The organism is Hymenobacter siberiensis (assembly GCF_018967845.1).
Classification (GTDB): domain Bacteria; phylum Bacteroidota; class Bacteroidia; order Cytophagales; family Hymenobacteraceae; genus Hymenobacter; species Hymenobacter siberiensis.
Genome location: NZ_JAHLZZ010000001.1, coordinates 988,000 through 1,003,894, shown reverse-complemented (window position 1 = coordinate 1,003,894; position 15,895 = coordinate 988,000). Strand labels below are relative to the sequence as shown.

The following is a 15,895-nucleotide window of genomic DNA, read 5'->3' as shown; positions in this document are numbered from 1 at the left end:
TGGGGAGAGTGGGAGTTGGGCTGCAAAGATACCGGCGCGGTCGTGGCCAAACCATCGGCGCGGGTCCGCACTGCCTTACGGTATCTTTGGCCTCATGTTTATGCGGCTTGCCCTGTTCTGCCTCTTCTGCGTCGGCCTGCTGAGCGGGGCAACCCGCGCTCAGACTGCCCCTGCCCCGCCGCGCTACCGCAACCTGGTGATGGAAGGCGGTGGCATCCGGGGCATTGCCTACGGCGGGGCCCTGCTGGAGCTGGAGCAGCGCGGCGTACTAGCCGGAATTACGCGGGTGGGCGGCACCTCGGCGGGGGCCATTCAGGCGGCGCTGCTGGCGGTGGGCTACTCGGCCCAGGAAATTATTGATGTGGTGAATGCCACGCCCGTGCAGCGGTTGAATGATGGCCGGTTCATCTTTTTCGGTGGCACGCACCGGCTGGTGAAGGAATACGGCTGGTACCGGGGCGACGAGTTCAGCACCTACCTCGGCGAGCTGGTGGCCCGCAAAACCAAAAACGCCCATCTCACCCTGGGCGAGCTGCACGCACTGGCCCAAAAGGAACCCGCCCGCTTCCGCGACCTCTACACCACCGGCACCAACCTCACGCAGCAGCGCGTGCAGATATTCAGCTACGAAACCACACCCACCATGCGCGTGGCCGATGCCGTACGCATCAGCATGAGTATTCCGCTCTACTTCCGGGCCGTGCTGCTTGATGCGGAGAACAAGGTGATAACCGGCACGCCCGCCCCCGGCCAGCCCGTGCAGGTGCTCGTCGATGGCGGCCTGCTGGCCAATTACCCCATCGATTTGTTCGACTACCCGCGCTACCTGGCCACCGGCCCGGCCGCTGCGCCAGATGCCCACGGCCACGTCTTCAATCCCAAAACCCTGGGCCTGCGCCTCGACCGCGCCGAGCAGATTCCGCTGGATGGCGCGCCCGCCGGCCGCCAGCAGCTCGCCCCCTATGCCATCACCGATTTCAACACCTACATGGGCGCGCTCTACACCGTGGCCCTCGAAAACCTTAACCCCGTGCAGCCCGCCGACTGGCAGCGCACCATCAGCATCGATTTCCTGAATTTCAGCCCGAAAATCAAACGGATTTCGGATGCGCAGAAAAAGCAGCTGATGGACAGCGGACGCAAGGGTGTACAGGCGTTTCTGGCGCGTCAGAGGTAGGGGCGGGGCCTGCCCCCGCCCGTCGTTGAACGGAATCGTTAGAACGGTGCGAGCGGCGGGCGGGGGCAGGCCCCGCCCCTACCTCCGACAATGTAATTTTGCTTCATTAAACTTACCATCCCACCAACCATGTACGCCACTCTCCAGCCCGACCTCACCCAGCAGCTTCAGGAAATCAAAGACGCCGGCCTTTTCAAGAAGGAGCGCATCATCACCTCGCCTCAGGGCGCCGAAATTGAAACCGACGAAGCCGGCGAAGTGCTGAACTTCTGCGCCAACAACTACCTGGGCCTGAGCTCGCACCCCGAAGTTATCAAAGCCGCTAAGGAAGCCATCGACACGCACGGCTACGGCATGAGCTCGGTGCGCTTCATCTGCGGCACCCAAGACATTCACAAGGAGTTGGAAGCCAAGCTGGCTGAGTTCCTGGGCACCGAGGACACCATTCTCTACGCAGCCGCTTTCGATGCCAACGGCGGCGTGTTCGAGCCGTTGTTTAATGAGCAGGACGCCATCATTTCCGATGCCCTGAACCACGCCAGCATCATCGACGGTGTGCGCCTGTGCAAGGCTCAGCGCTACCGCTACCTGCACAACGATATGGCCGACCTGGAAAAACAGCTCCAGGATGCCCAGGCCAAGGGCACGCGCCACCGCATCATCGTCACCGACGGCTCGTTCTCGATGGACGGCACCATCGCGCAGCTCGACAAAATCTGCGACCTCGCCGATAAGTACCAGGCCCTGGTAATGGTGGACGAGTGCCACAGCAGCGGCTTCCTGGGCAAAACCGGCCGCGGCACCCACGAAATGCGCGGCGTGATGGGCCGCGTCGATATCATCACCGGCACGCTGGGCAAGGCCCTGGGCGGGGCCATGGGCGGCTTCACCTCGGGCCGCAAAGAGATTGTGGACATGCTGCGCCAGCGCAGCCGCCCCTACCTGTTCTCGAACACGCTGGCCCCGACCATTGTGGGCGCATCGCTGCGCGTGCTGGAGCTGCTGACGGAAAGCACCGAGCTGCGCGACCAGCTCGAAGAGAACACCAAATACTTCCGCGAGCAGATGACCGCCGCCGGCTTCGACATCACGCCCGGCGAGCACCCCATCGTGCCCGTGATGCTGTACGACGCCAAGCTGGCCCAGGAATTCGCGGCCAAAATGCTCGACGAGGGCATCTACGTGGTGGGCTTCTACTACCCGGTGGTGGCGCAGGGCAAGGCCCGCATTCGGGTGCAGCTGAGCGCGGCCCACACCCGCGAGCATCTGGACAAGGCCATTGCCGCCTTCACCAAAGTGGGCAAAGAGCTGAAAGTGCTGAAATAAGCGCGTATGCTCCGGTCCGACCGCCCTAGGCGGTCGGACCGGTTGAAGCACCACCGATTCCGCCCGCACGACAACCGGCCGGACCAATAATTGCTCACAAAAAAAGTCCCGCCGGCAGCTGCCGGCGGGACTTTTTACTTACTGCGGAACGCTACCCTATTCGCGTACCACGCGCTGAGTCAGCACGCCTTCGGTCGTTTTCACCCGGAAGGTGTACACGCCCGAAGCCAGGTGGCCCAGGTTCAGCGAGGCCGAGCCGGCGGCGATGATGCTGGTGTGCACCACCTGGCCCAGCGAGTTCAGCACCACCAGCTGCGAGGCCGTGGCGCGGGGGCCGCGCAGCTCCAGCGTGAGGCTGCCGTTGGGCGTGGGGTTGGGGTACACCAGCAGGCTTACGCCGGTGAGCGCCGCCGTTTGCGTACCGGTCACCGTTACCGAAATCGCATTGGAAGGAGCCGAAGCGCAACCGGAAGTAGCCGTCACCACCACGGTGTAGCTGCCGTTTTGCGAGCCCACCGGAAGCAGCAGCGTGTTGCTGGTGCCGGGGGCAGCCACGGCCACGCCGTTGCGGAAGAACTGATAGGTAACCCCGGCCAGGGCCGACGTGCTCAGCAGCACCCCACCCGCCTGGGGCGTCGAGGTGAGCGTGGGCGTCACCACCCCGAAGTTGATGGTGATGGTGGTGCTGGACGATGAGCCGCTGCACGCGCCCGACGTGGCCACCGTGTTGAGGATGGTGTACGTGCCGTCGCTGTTGGCATTAGTCAGGTTGATAACGCCCGTTACCGGGTTAATGCTCAGGCCAGCGCCCGTGGTCGAGAACGTGCCGGCCACCGCGCCGGGAGCCAGCACCGGCGCTACCGGAGTAGTAGAGCCCGTGCAATACGTGCCGACGGGGTAGCTGAAGGCCGCGTTCGGCGGCGTAGCCAGCGTGAGCACCACGCGGCCCGTGGAGGTGCACGGGGCCGTGGGGCCGGTGGGCGTGAGCGTGAGCGTCACGGTTCCGGCCGTTACGTCGGCCGCCGAGGGCGTGTAGGTTGCGTTCAGCGTAGTGGCATTGGGCGAGAACGTGCCCGTGCCGCTGGTGGTGTAGGTAGCGCCCGTAGCCGAACCGGCAATGGTGCCGGCCAGCTGGTAAGGCGTGCGGCCGCAGCTGGTAGCAGCGGCCACCGGCAGCGAAGCCACCAGGCCCGGCGTCACGTTCACCTGAATCGGGGTGCGCGAAGCCCCCACGCACTCGTTGCCAATCAGCAGGTTGAAGAAGAAGTAGTAGCTGGCACTGGCACCACCGGCCAGCAAACCGCCCGTAACCGATACCACGCCGCTGGGCGAAGTGTAGGGGTAGGTATTGCCCGTGAAATCGCGGTACAGCGTGGGCTGCGTGCCCGTAGCCGAGGTAACCAACCGGTAGGTGCCGGCAGCCGGCACGGCCAGATTCAGCTGCAGTACGGTGGGCATCAGGGCGGTGGTGCTGCCCGCCGCCAGTGCAAACGGACCAGCCGTGGAAACCAGGGCCCCGGCGTTGTCGCGTAGCTCCACAGTTAGCGAACCGGCGGTGGCAGTGGCATTGTATACCGTAGCCGCCTGAATGGAGGTGGGGCCGGTGGCCGTGAACACGATGCCGGTGTTGGTACCGCTGTAGCCGCCATCGGTCTGGATGGAAGCCGGCTTGCCGCCTCTTTCGGTGCCGCCCGCAAAGGCTTCGGCGTAGTAGGTCGTGTTGGCCGTGAGGGCCGGCGTCACGAAGGGGTTGCCGGTGCCGATGGCCGTGCCGCCGGTAGCCGTGGTGAAGTAGCGCACCGAAACGCCCGTTGGCACGGTGGACGACAGCGTAGCCGTACCGCCCGCGCAGGTGCTGAGCGGCGTGGGAGCAGCCGAAATCACGGGGTTGTTCACCATGATGGCGGCCACGTTGCTGTAGGTCGTGTTGGTGTTGCAGGTATTGCGCACACGGTAGTAAATGGTGCTGTTGAGCACGGGCGTGGTGTACGTAGCCGCAGTAGCGCCGACAATATCCGTGAAGGTGCCGGTGGCGCTGGTGCTGCTCTGGTACTGGATGCTGCCATTGGCTGCGCCGGCCAGGGCCAGCGAAGCGCTGCCGCTTACACAGATATTGAAGGACGCCGGGGACAGCACACCGGCCACCGGAGCAACTACCGTGCGGGTAGCGGCGGGTGTCAGCACGTTGTTGCTGGTGTTGGCATCGCCCACCACAGTGGCCGTCACGGCAAACGCGTAAGCACCCAGCGTGGTCATGTTCAGCGTGCCGGTGAGGGTCACGTTCAGGGTCGCGCCGCTGGTCAGGGTGCCTGTGCTCACGGTACCGGGGAAGGTTTGGGTAGTGCCGCCGGGCAGCGTCACCACTACCGATACTGCGGCCGGCGTGGTAGCGAAGTCAAGAGTCGAAGTGCCCGCGTTGCGAATCTGCACAATCACCGCCTCGGTAGCGCTGTAGCAGCTCGTGCCCGCAGCCGGGCCCAGGAGGGCCACTGGGGCCACATCCACGGCCACCGGCGTAAACTCATAAGCACCCAGGTCGGGGGCCGCGCCCCGAACCGCACCCGTGATGTCATCGGTTACGCGGGTGAGCGGCGTGCCGGCGTTGTTGAGCAGCACGTTGCTGGGCAGCAGGTTGCCGGTGCTGACCCCCACAAATACCGGGTCGGCCGACACGCTGTTCTGGTCGAAGGCATTGCTGTTAGCGGCCTGCAGGTTGGCCAGCGTCACCAGGGCAGTGCTGAAATAGCCCACGTTGCCGTTGGGCACGTAAATGTCGTTGTAGTTGCTGGTGGTCGGGGCTGTGGAGTAGTACACGCCGTACTTGGTGCCCGTGCTGGGCCGCGTGATGCTCACCACGTTGTTGCGGATATCAGCGCTGGCCCCGGAGTTGTAGATGCCGTAGGTAGTGTTGGTCGCGGCCGACTGGTCGTCCGCGTTGATGCTGTTGTTGTAGATGCGGCTAAACGCAGCGCCCGAGTTGTAGATGAGGTACTGCGTGCCCGAGCCGTTGATGTTATACAGCACGTTGTTCACCACGTCGTTGGTGGTAGTAGCCGTGGCGCCGGTGCTGGTAGCCAGGTAAATGCCGTACAGCGCGCTGGTCGAAGTCGGGTTGCCCGTGAACGGGTCGTGCAGGCGGTTCTTCTCAATGGTGAGGCTGCGCGACGAGGCGAAATTGTAGATGCCGTAGAACGAGCTGACCGCCGTGCGCAGCGGCCGGCTCACATCGTTGCCGATGAACTGAGCCCCATCCTGATACCCCGAGTAAATCCCGTAGGTATAGAAGTCGCGCACGTTGTTGTTGCGCACAACATTGCCCGTGTTCAGCGAAGTGGTGCTGTTGCCGTACAGCGTGATGCCGTAGTAGCCGCCGTTCACGGTGTTGCCCTCAATGGTGAGGTTGTTGGCCGAGTTGCCGCTGGTGGTGGCGCTGGTGGTCGAGCCGCTCACCACGATGCCCGCAAAGTTGGTCGACGTGGTGGCGATGTCCGCGTTGATGGTGTTGTTGGTGATGCGGTCGTTGTCGGCCGCACTGGTCAGCAGCACGCCGTAGCCGTAGGTGCCGCTGGTGCCGCTGCCACCGGTGGCATCAATGTTCAGGTTGTTGATGGTGGTGTAGTCGGTGCCGTTGAGCTGCACCACCGCGCGCTGCGTGCTGCTGGTCGAAGCATACCGGATGGTGCGCCCGCCGCCGTTCACGACAATGGTGTTGGTGGCGCTGGTGCCCGCTACTTCGCCCAGCAGAAACTGCTCGGTGTAGGGGCCGCCCGTAACCGTGAGGGTCACCGGACCGCTGATACCATCCTGGTTCAGGCGGCTGGCCGCATCGGTGAAGCTGGTAAAGTTGGTGCCCGCCGTGGGCAGCGCGCTGTTGATGGTGAAGGCCCCGCTGATGGGGTTGGCCGTCTGGCTGGTCACCGTCACGTTGTCAATCGTAGCCGGCGGCTGCGCGCCCAGCGAGCCATCGTTGCGCCAGGTAAAAATCAGGCGCTGCGTGCTGCCGCTGAAATTACCCGGCAGCTGGAGCGTGGTCCGCCCGAAGGTGGTTTGCAGGTTGATTTGGGCCAGCACCGTCACGCCGGCCGGAAGGGTGCCCGCCACCGGCGTAAACGTAGTGGGTGCCACCTGCACCAGCAGGTAGTCGTAGGTGCTTTCGCCGGCCGCTTTCCAGTCGAAGCCGAGCTGAATATTGCCCTGGCCGGCGGCCACGGTCACATCGCGGTACATGTGCGAAACCGCAGCACTGGTAATGGTATACGCATTGCTCACCCCACCATCGTTGGTGATGTATGCCGATTTGGTGCCGGCAGTAGTGGGGCCGTTGCCGCCCACCGTGCCCACAAACCACTGGTTGATGTTGGTAGCGGCACCGTTGACGAGCGTGAAGCTATTGGTAGCGCCTTCAAAGTCCTCATTGAAGACGGTGGTAGTTTGGGCTTGTGCCCCTAAGCCACCCAGCAGCAGGAACCCGGCACCAAACAGGCGCGTGAGCCGCTTCGGCGATGACAGGGCACGGGGCAGCAGACCCTGCTGCTCGCGGAGTATTTTTTTGTGCATAAGACAAAAGAGTAAAGTGAATGAATACGGTGGTGAAAAAAGGGGATGAATGAAAAAGCAACCGGGTGGTAGCGCAACAAACCGAGCCAGTGCCGGCCCTGGCTGGCAGCCGCATTTGGCTGACAAAGGCGATGGGTGAATCGCACCAAACTGCAACTACCTGAAAGGCACAGCACAGAACGCTCCTAGAAAAGTAAAAAACAAAAACTCAGAAACCTAATCAGTCCCCACCCGCCGCCATCGCCATCGCCTGCCAAATCATAACCCAAATATCTGACTATCAAATAGATGATATCAGGCAAATGAATTACAATGTTCTGCCTCACCCATTATTGCCGAAGGGGTTAGCGGGCACCGGCGGCATTGGCGGTGGGCACCAGAAGCCACTCGGTCAGGCGGGCGCGCAGCTCGCTGGGACCCAGGTTGCGGTGCACCTCGCCGTGGCGCACGAGGCTCATGGCCCCGGTTTCCTCGCTCACCACCAGCACCACGGCATCGGTGATTTCGCTCAGGCCGATGGCAGCGCGGTGGCGCAGGCCGAGCGAGGCCGGCACGTCGGAGTTTTCGCTCACCGGCAGAATGCAGCGGGCGGCCCGCAGCCGACCGTTGGTCACAATCACGGCCCCGTCGTGCAGGGGCGAGGTTTTGTTGAAGATGGAGAGCAGCAGGCGCTTGCTGATTTCGGCATCGAGCCGGTCGCCGGATTCGGCAAAGGGCGTGAGGTCGGAGGCTTGGGTGAAGCAGATGAGCGCGCCGGTGAACTTGTTCGACAGGCTTTTGGCGGCTTCCACGAAGGGGCCCACGGCCAGCGGGGTCGTTTCGGCGGGGCGGCCCCAGCTCCAGCCGCGCACCCGCTCCAGGGCCGTGGCCTTGCCCACGCTCAGCAAAAACCGCCGGATTTCCTGCTGAAACAGGATGATGCTGGCCAGCACGCCCACGCTCATGAACTGCCCCAGGATTTTGGTAAGCAGCTCCATGCCCGTGGCCTTCACCACCAAGTATAGCAGGTAAAACGACACCAGACCCAGCGCCACGTTCAGGGCCACCGAGCCGCGCAGCAGCTTATAGAGCTGGTACAGCAGCACCGTCACCAGCAACACGTCGGCCGCGTCAATCCAGCCGAAATGCAGGAAATTGATGGGGAATGGGCCGGTCATGGCGGTGGAGAAAAAGAGAAGGGCCTTAGATGAAGCATTCGTCATCCTCATCGGGCGTCCGCTTGCCAAGGACCTTGGCCGCGCCGAACAAGTTGCAGCGACTACCCGCTGCAGGCTATTCAGCGGTGCTAAGGTCCTTCGCGCTGCTCAGGATGACATACGCCCTTCAAATTACGGCCTTTATTCCGCCATCGGAAAGGTATTGGCAAATAATTGTATGGTTTGGTGGGCTTCGGCCACATCGTGCGCCCGCAATAGCTTAGCCCCGCCCTGCAGGGCCACCATGTGCAGCGCCGTGGTACCGTTGAGGGCCGTTTCGGGGCCGAGGCCGAGGGGGCCGTACACCATTTTCTTGCGCGAGAGGGCAGCCAGCATGGGCAGGCCCAGCGCCTGCAGCTCGGGCAGGCGGCGCAGCAGCTCGTGGCTTTGGGCAGCGGTTTTGGCAAAGCCGAAGCCGGGGTCGAGCAGCACATCGGTCACGCCGAGGGTGCGCAGGGCGGCCAGGCCGTCGCGGAAATAGCGCAGTAGCGTGAGCACCAGGTCGTCTTCGTAGTGCGTGAGCTTGCTCATGGTTTGGGGGGTGCCGCGCAGGTGCATCAACACGTAGGGCACGCGCAGGCGGCCCACGGTGGCAAACATATCGGCGTCGAGAGTGCCGCCGCCCACATCGTTCACCAGGTCGGCCCCGGCCTGCACGGCGGCTTCGGCCACGCCGGCCCGGAACGTATCGGCCGAGAGAAAGGCCTGCGGGAATTCTTTGCGCACCGCTGCCACGGCGGGCAGCAGACGGCGGGTTTCCTCGGCTTCGGAAACATCATCGGCTCCCGGGCGGGTGCTGTAGGCACCGAGGTCGAGCACGGCCGCTCCGGCTGTGAGCATGGCTTCGGCGCGGGAAAGCAGGTCTTTTTCGGAGGCCACGCGGCTGCCGGCAAAGAACGAATCGGGCGTGAGGTTGAGAATACCCATCACCTGCGGCCGGCGCAAATCGAGCAGGCGGCCGTGGGGGCTTCGTAGTGAATTGGTGAATTGGTGGATTGGTGAGTTAGCTACGGTTGGCGACATGGAACGACAGCGCTAGGTTGCGAAAGCGCCAATATCCATCTAATGCCCCGAACTTGCGGCGTGAGACGAGATTTCAAACTCACCTGTTCACTACCTCACCAGCTCACCCTTGACTACCCCCGAACAATACGACCTGCTGCTGGCCCGCTGCCGCACCCTGTTTCTGGCCAAAACCCACGACTACGGCACGGCGTGGCGCATTCTGCGCCTGCCCTCGGTTACGGACCAGATTTTTATCAAGGCCAACCGCATCCGGACCATTCAGGAAACCGGCGTGCAGCTCGTGGCCGATGATGTGAACGAGGAGTTCGTGGCCATCATCAACTACTGCCTCATTGCCCTGATGCAGCTGCACCTGCCCGGGGAAACCCCCCTCGACATGGCCGCCACCGCCGTGGCCGCCGCCTACGACCACGAAGCCGCCGAAAACCGCCGCCTGCTGCTGGCCAAAAACCACGACTACGGCGAAGCCTGGCGGCAAATGCGCGTGGCCAGCATCACCGACCTGATTCTGATGAAGCTGCACCGCGTGAAGCAGCTCGAAGACATTGGCGGCGCAGCCCTGGTGAGCGAAAGCGTGGAAGGCAGCTACCGCGACATGCTGAACTACGCCGTATTTGCGCTGATTCTGGAGGGCGAGGCGTAGCGTTTGTCATCCGTCGGCTGTCATCCTCATCTTGCGTACGCTTGCGAAGGACCTTATCGCGCTCGCCTCGGTTAGATTATTACAAATTATTCAACCGTGATGCGGTCCTTCGTCTCTGCTTTAAGTGCAGAATGCTCAGGCTGACAGCCAACGAATGGCAGGTCCGCACAACAACCCCACGCCCCGCCCCTGCGTTTCGCCCCCGGCTTACCTTTGCTCTCTATGTCTGTCCCTAGCTCCATTACCGCCGTTGCTCCTGCCTCGCACCCATTGCGCACCCTCACGCGGGTGTGCTGGTTTTTGCTTGGGGCGCTATTCATTTTTTCCGGCCTCATCAAGCTGAACGACCCGGTGGGCACGGCTTATAAGCTGGAAGAATACTTCGAGGTGTTCGCCGTTTCGCTGCCCAGCCTGGCGGGTTTTTTCCTGTGGTTCAAAGGCATTGCCCGCACGATGTCCATTCTCATGAGCTCGGCCGAAGTTATTCTGGGCGCGGCGCTGCTGCTGCGCTGGAACCTACGCATCGTGCTGTGGGCGCTGTTTGGGCTGCTGGTCTTTTTCACCTTCCTCACCTTCTATTCGGCAGCGTTCGATAAGGTGACGGACTGCGGCTGCTTCGGCGATTTCATCAAGCTCAAGCCCTGGACGTCGTTTTTCAAAGACCTGTTTCTGCTGGCGCTGTGGGCCATCGTGTTCACGCACCAGCGGTTTTTGCGCCATTCCTTCGTGCGGGGCACGTTTGGGGTGATGACCATGACCTTTGTCACGGCCATTGCCATTGGCATTGGGGTGCGGGCGCTGGGCCACCTGCCCTACTTCGATTTCCTGCCCTATAAAGTTGGCAACGACATTGGCCAGCTCATGAAGGCCAGCGCCCCGCTGCGCTACCAGTACACCATGGAAAAAGGCGGCAAAACCGAGGAGTTCACCACCTACCCCGACTCGACCTGGACCTACAAGAGCATGACGGCCCTCAACCCCGAAGCCGGCCCCAAAATCACCGATTTCAAGGTCTGGAACGATGAGGGCGACTATACTCCCGAGCTGTTGCGCGGCAACAAGCTGGTGCTCATCATCCAGAACGTAGACAAGGCCGACCGCGACCGTTACGACCAGATTAACAAGCTGCTCGACGATGCCAAAACCTCACGCCGGGGCATCACGCCGCTCGTCATCACCAGCAGCAGCCCGGCCGAGTTCGACGTGTTTCGCCACAGCGCCAACCTGGCCGTGCCCTTCTACTACGCCGATGCCACGGTCCTCAAGTCCATCATCCGCTCCAACCCCGGCTTCCTGCTGCTGAAAGACGGCGTGGTGAAAGGCAAGTACCACTACCACGATATTCCCAGCATCGGGAAGGTGGAGGAGAAGCTGCAGTAGTTGTTTTAATGTGGAAATATGGTGAATGTGAAAATGTATTGAATGTGCTGAAGGTGGAATATCTGCCAGGCAGTTGCACCTTCAGCACATCCAATACATTTCTCACATTTTCACATTCATCATATTTCCACATTCTCCACATTCTCCACATCTTCCTTATTTCCCACATCTAGAAATTGCTCCCTTTCATCCTCCGTCGTTTAGCCCAGGGCCTGCTTGTGCTGGTGGGCGTGGCGTGCACGGTGTTTCTGCTTTTCAATGTGCTGCCCGGCGACCCCGCCGCGCTGCTGGCCGGCCAGCGCAGCGACCTGGCCACCAAAGCCGCCATCACCGCCGACCTCGGCCTCGACCAGCCCCTGCCCACCCGCCTGCTGGGCTACCTCAACGATATTTCGCCCCTGGGCCTGCACCCGGCCGACTCGGCTGGCCGCGCCCGCTACGGCGGCGTGGCGCTGCTGCCACTTGGTTCCAAAGCCTTAGTGCTGAAAACGCCCTACCTGCGCCGCTCTTTCCAGAGCAACAAGGACGTGCTGCGCATTCTGCTCGATTATTTTCCCGGCACCATGTGGCTGGCGCTGGCCGCCATGCTCATTGCCAGCGTGGGCGGCGTGGCCTTTGGCGTGGTGGCGGCGCTGCGGCCCCAGTCGTGGCTCGACAGGGTACTGGTGAGCACCTCGGTACTGGGCATTTCGGTGCCTTCATTCGTGGCGGCCATCATCATTGCCGTCACGTTCGGCTTCTACTGGAGCCACTTCACGGGCCTGAGTCTCACCGGCCAGCTGTATGAAACCGACCCGTTCACCGGCGAGCGGCACCTCGTGCTGCGCAATTTGCTGCTGCCGGCGGTGGCGCTGGGCATCCGGCCGCTGGCCATTATCACGCAGCTCACCCGCTCCAGCATGCTCGATGTGCTGAGCCAGGACTACATCCGCACGGCCCGCGCCAAGGGCCTGAGCCGCACCGCCACCGTGCTGCACCACGCCCTGCGCAACGCCCTGAACCCCGTGGTTACGGCCGTATCGGGCTGGCTGGCATCGCTCATGGCCGGCGCGTTTTTCATCGAATACATCTTCAACTGGAAAGGCCTGGGCACCGTGACGCTGCGGGCCGTGGAGAACCTCGATTTCCCGGTGGTAATGGGGGCTACCTTGTTCGTAGCGGCTCTTTTTGTGCTCATAAATATTGTGGTAGATGTGCTCTACGCCGTGCTCGACCCCCGCGTAAAACTGAGCTAAGCATTTAGCATGTAGTCGCGAAGCGGTGCTTCGCGCCCTCCCCCACCCAGCGGGCTCCCCCAAACGGTGCGCATGCGCGAAGCGGTGCCTCGCGCATGCGCACCGTTTGGTACCTCACTATATAATCGCCCCAAACAAGGGCAGGAATTATGAAGCAGCTTCCTATCGACCCGCTCATTTCGCGCGGCGGCTCCGGGCACCTGAGCCTGGTAGGCCTGCCAGGCGCGGGCAAAACCACCCTCGGCCGCCAGCTGGCCGCCCACTTCAACCGCCCGTTTCTGGACCTGGACGTGGCCATTGAGGTCCGCACCGGTCGCAGTGTGCGCGCAGTCTTTGCCGAAGACGGCGAGGCGGCTTTCCGGGCCATAGAGGCAGCGGTGCTGCGCGATGCCCTCGCCCTGGCCGGGCCGCCGCTGGTGCTGGCCACGGGCGGCGGCACCCCCTGCTTTCACGATAACATGGCGCTGCTCAACCAGGCCGGCCTCACCCTCTGGCTCGATGTTCCCAGCGCCGTGCTGGCCGCCCGCCTGCCCCCCGAGGAAGTAGCCAAACGCCCCCTGCTGGCTGCCGCCGGCGGGGCCGAAGCCTGGCTGCGCGAAACCCTTACCGCCCGAAGTCAGTTTTATAGCCAGGCGCGGCTGCGCTGCTCGGCGGCGTGTACGCTGCCGGCCGTGGTGGCCCAGCTGGCGGGGGCGGGTTTTGCCCTGCCCGCCACATTGCCACCCGCTTCGTAATTTTGTTAATTGATTCGTTCGACGTTTGTTACCCCTATGCAATCAGTATCCACCGAAGAACCGGCTGTAAACGAGGCTCCTACGCCTGCCACAGCCCCCGTGCGGCCCAAACACAAGGGCTCAGCCCAGCTTTTCCAGAATCCGTTGCTGGAGCGGCTTTCGCACACGCACATCGCGCTGCCGGTGGGCATTTTTGCCGCCACGGGCATCATCAGCATGTATTACGGCCTCGTGCACGGCTTCATGACGGGCGTGGCCGCGCTGGGCCTGTTTCTAGTGGGCCTGCTGGCTTTCACGCTGATAGAGTACCTGGTGCACCGCTACTTGTACCACATTCCGGCCACCACGGCGGGACGCGCCAAGTTCCAGTACACCATGCACGGCGTGCACCACGAGTACCCCAAGGATAAAACCCGGCTGGCTATGCCGCCCATCATCACGGTATTTGTGGCGTCGCTGCTGTTTTTCATTTTCCGCTTCAGCTTTGGCTCGTATGCGTTTGGGCTGCTGTCGGGCTTCACGTTTGGCTACGCCATGTACCTGTTTGTGCACTACGCCATTCATGCCTACTCGCCGCCCAAAAACTTCCTGAAAGTATGGTGGACGCACCACAGCCAGCACCATTACCGGCAGGACGAAGTGGCATTTGGTGTGAGCAGCACGCTCTGGGACCACATCATCGGCACCATGCCCAGCAAGAAAAGCGCCTAGCTTTCCGGCAGGCTGAGACACAAAAAAAGCGCGGCTCCCTCACGGGGGCCGCGCTTTTTTGTGGGTTGAGGTTCAAAACCCGATGATGCGACGAATTGCCCATCGGGCTTCTTCGTACCACTACCTTTTGGTGGTTGCTACGCGCCGGATTAGGAGCGCGGGCCACGCATTTTGTTCACGATGAAGAACAACAGCGCCACCACGATAAACACGGCAATCATACCCGTGTAGGCCCCGGCTTTGAAGATGCCGGCAATGGCATCGCAGCCCGTGAGCGTGGTGGCCAAGGCGAAGAGGAATACGAAGAGGGAGAGACGGGAGGCGTTCATGGCGTGAAAGAGAAAGAGAAAGAAAGGAGGTGAAAGGCGCATAGCACGCAGGCTACGGGGTTAGGGCTGATACTGTGCCTACGCCAAAAAGGTTAGCCCCTGCCATTGCAAACGCTGGTTATCGACACAAAACAGCCCGGCGGAGGGGTTCTCGGCCGGGCTATTTTTCTATCAATTGCTGGTGCGCTTTACCAGTTGCCGCTGGCCCCACCGCCACCGCTGCTGCCGCCGCCAAAGCCGCCGAAGCCGCCGCCACCGCCGCCGCCAAAGCCACCACCTCCCCCACCGCCGAAACCGCCGCCGCCGAAGATGATGGGCGGGATAAAGCCGCCCCCGAAGCCCCGGTTGCCGCGCCCGCCACGCCCACCGCCGCCACGGTTACGCAGCATGGTGAAGATGATAACAATCACCAAGATAATAAGCCAGAAGGGAAAGCCGGAGCCCGAACCGTCGCGCCGGCCCTGGGGCCGGGCGTCGGCCGGGTCGGCCTGATACTCGCCTTTGGCGAGGGCAATGAGCTGGTCGGTGGCCCGGTCGAGGCCGGCGTAGTATTGGTTCTGGCGGAAGGCCGGCACCAGCGTGTTGCTGATGATGCGCTTGGCCAGGGCATCGGGCACGGCCCCTTCCAGGCCGTAGCCGGTCTGGATACGGGCGGTGTGCTCCTGCTGGGCCACCAGAATCAGAATGCCGTTGTTCTTGCCCTTGCGGCCAATGCCCCAGCTTTCGTACAGCTTCTGGGCGTAGTCGGCAATGTCGTCGCCGTCGAGATTGGGAACGGTGACGACGGCGATTTGCGACGACGAGCTGTCGTTGTAGGCCACCAGCTTGCGCTCCAGCTGGTCGGCCTCGCCGCCCTGCATCAGTCCGGCCAGGTCGTTGACGAGGCGCGGCGGGTTGGGGCGGGGCGGAATGTTCTGCGCCGCGCTGTTGAGGGCCGCAACCAGCCCCAAAAGCAGTAGCAGCAGCGACCACCACGATTTTGGCACGCCCGATTTCAGCAGCGGGAAGCGGAATAAAGTCGATATCCTGGCATCAGCCACGGAATTTTTCATGCGTCGGAAGACGGTTTTTGGCCGCCGAAAGAAATGGAATCGTCCAGCTCGTTCTGGTCGGTAGCGGCATCGTAGGGGAAGTAGCGCTTCAGCTGCTCGCCCACCATTTTGATGCCCTGCTCCAGGCCCAGCACGTAGTTTTCGTGCCGAAACTGATTTAGCACGGCTTCTTTGGTGGTTTCCCAGAAGTCGTCGGGCACGGCAGCATTGATGCCCGAGTCGCCCACCACGGCAAACTGCCGGCTCTGCCAGGCCAGGTAAAAAAGCACGCCGTTACGAGCGGCGGTTTTGTGCATGTCCAACTCCCCAAACACCTGGGCGGCGCGGTCCAGCGGCTCGGGTGTGGGGCAGTTATCTTCGATATGCACCCGGATTTCGCCGGAAGTCGTGATTTCGGCCTGCCGGATGGCCGCTACCAGCGCCGCATCCTGGGCGGGAGTGAGAGGAGAAGTCATGATTGAGTTAGGAGTTAAGAGTTGAGAGTTGAGTTTGGGAGGTATTTGCTAACCGGCCCTTACTCTTAACTCTT

At 62.4% G+C, this 15,895-nt stretch carries 13 protein-coding genes; 7 read left to right on the top strand and 6 right to left on the bottom strand.

From position 1 onward, the window contains the following. Positions 1 to 100 precede the first annotated feature (100 nt). Together KQ661_RS04270 and kbl are read left to right on the top strand one after the other, a co-directional pair. Positions 101 to 1,177, top strand: coding sequence for a patatin-like phospholipase family protein (locus KQ661_RS04270; protein WP_216679505.1), 1,077 nt, complete (start codon positions 101 to 103; stop codon positions 1,175 to 1,177). 129 nt (positions 1,178 to 1,306) lie between these two features. Then, the gene (kbl, locus tag KQ661_RS04265; protein WP_216679504.1) at positions 1,307 to 2,503 is read left to right on the top strand and encodes a glycine C-acetyltransferase; all 1,197 of its coding nucleotides are present in this window, start codon (positions 1,307 to 1,309) and stop codon (positions 2,501 to 2,503) included. A gap of 156 nt (positions 2,504 to 2,659) precedes the next feature. Here kbl and KQ661_RS04260 read toward each other — a convergent pair whose 3' ends face one another. The 3 genes from KQ661_RS04260 to folP all read right to left on the bottom strand — a co-directional run bounded on the left by KQ661_RS04260 (position 2,660) and on the right by folP (position 9,279). After that, entirely contained in the window at positions 2,660 to 7,060 is a 4,401-nt protein-coding gene (locus KQ661_RS04260; protein ID WP_216685750.1) for a beta strand repeat-containing protein, read from the bottom strand. Positions 7,061 to 7,404: 344 nt separating this feature from the next. Beyond that, positions 7,405 to 8,217 carry a diadenylate cyclase CdaA gene (gene cdaA, locus KQ661_RS04255; protein ID WP_216685749.1) on the bottom strand — a complete coding sequence of 271 codons (813 nt, stop codon included), beginning with the start codon at positions 8,215 to 8,217 and terminating at the stop codon, positions 7,405 to 7,407. A gap of 180 nt (positions 8,218 to 8,397) precedes the next feature. Further along, positions 8,398 to 9,279, bottom strand: a complete 882-nt coding sequence (folP, locus tag KQ661_RS04250; protein WP_216679501.1) for a dihydropteroate synthase — start codon at positions 9,277 to 9,279, stop codon at positions 8,398 to 8,400. A 109-nt stretch (positions 9,280 to 9,388) separates the two neighbouring features. On the opposite strand from folP, the gene KQ661_RS04245 reads away from it, so the two are divergent. From KQ661_RS04245 to KQ661_RS04225, 5 genes are all read left to right on the top strand, one after another. Continuing rightward, positions 9,389 to 9,925, top strand: a complete 537-nt coding sequence (locus KQ661_RS04245) for a DUF1599 domain-containing protein (RefSeq protein ID WP_216679500.1) — start codon at positions 9,389 to 9,391, stop codon at positions 9,923 to 9,925. A 222-nt stretch (positions 9,926 to 10,147) separates the two neighbouring features. After that, positions 10,148 to 11,305, top strand: coding sequence for a BT_3928 family protein (locus KQ661_RS04240; protein ID WP_226915712.1), 1,158 nt, complete (start codon positions 10,148 to 10,150; stop codon positions 11,303 to 11,305). A gap of 176 nt (positions 11,306 to 11,481) precedes the next feature. After that, positions 11,482 to 12,540, top strand: coding sequence for an ABC transporter permease (locus tag KQ661_RS04235; RefSeq protein ID WP_216679499.1), 1,059 nt, complete (start codon positions 11,482 to 11,484; stop codon positions 12,538 to 12,540). 149 nt (positions 12,541 to 12,689) lie between these two features. Further along, positions 12,690 to 13,274 (top strand): shikimate kinase, encoded by a 585-nt coding sequence (locus tag KQ661_RS04230; RefSeq protein WP_216685748.1) that lies wholly within the window; start codon positions 12,690 to 12,692, stop codon positions 13,272 to 13,274. A 36-nt stretch (positions 13,275 to 13,310) separates the two neighbouring features. Next, on the top strand, positions 13,311 to 13,985 hold the full coding sequence (locus tag KQ661_RS04225; protein WP_216685747.1) for a sterol desaturase family protein: 675 nt from the start codon (positions 13,311 to 13,313) through the stop codon (positions 13,983 to 13,985). A gap of 149 nt (positions 13,986 to 14,134) precedes the next feature. Here KQ661_RS04225 and KQ661_RS04220 read toward each other — a convergent pair whose 3' ends face one another. The 3 genes from KQ661_RS04220 to KQ661_RS04210 all read right to left on the bottom strand — a co-directional run bounded on the left by KQ661_RS04220 (position 14,135) and on the right by KQ661_RS04210 (position 15,821). Then, positions 14,135 to 14,314 (bottom strand): hypothetical protein, encoded by a 180-nt coding sequence (locus KQ661_RS04220; RefSeq protein ID WP_216679496.1) that lies wholly within the window; start codon positions 14,312 to 14,314, stop codon positions 14,135 to 14,137. 188 nt (positions 14,315 to 14,502) lie between these two features. Then, the gene (locus tag KQ661_RS04215) at positions 14,503 to 15,366 is read right to left on the bottom strand and encodes a TPM domain-containing protein (protein ID WP_216685746.1); all 864 of its coding nucleotides are present in this window, start codon (positions 15,364 to 15,366) and stop codon (positions 14,503 to 14,505) included. Next, the gene (locus KQ661_RS04210) at positions 15,363 to 15,821 is read right to left on the bottom strand and encodes a TPM domain-containing protein (protein ID WP_216679494.1); all 459 of its coding nucleotides are present in this window, start codon (positions 15,819 to 15,821) and stop codon (positions 15,363 to 15,365) included. The genes KQ661_RS04215 and KQ661_RS04210 overlap by 4 nt, the downstream gene beginning before the upstream one ends. Positions 15,822 to 15,895: the final 74 nt, after the last annotated feature.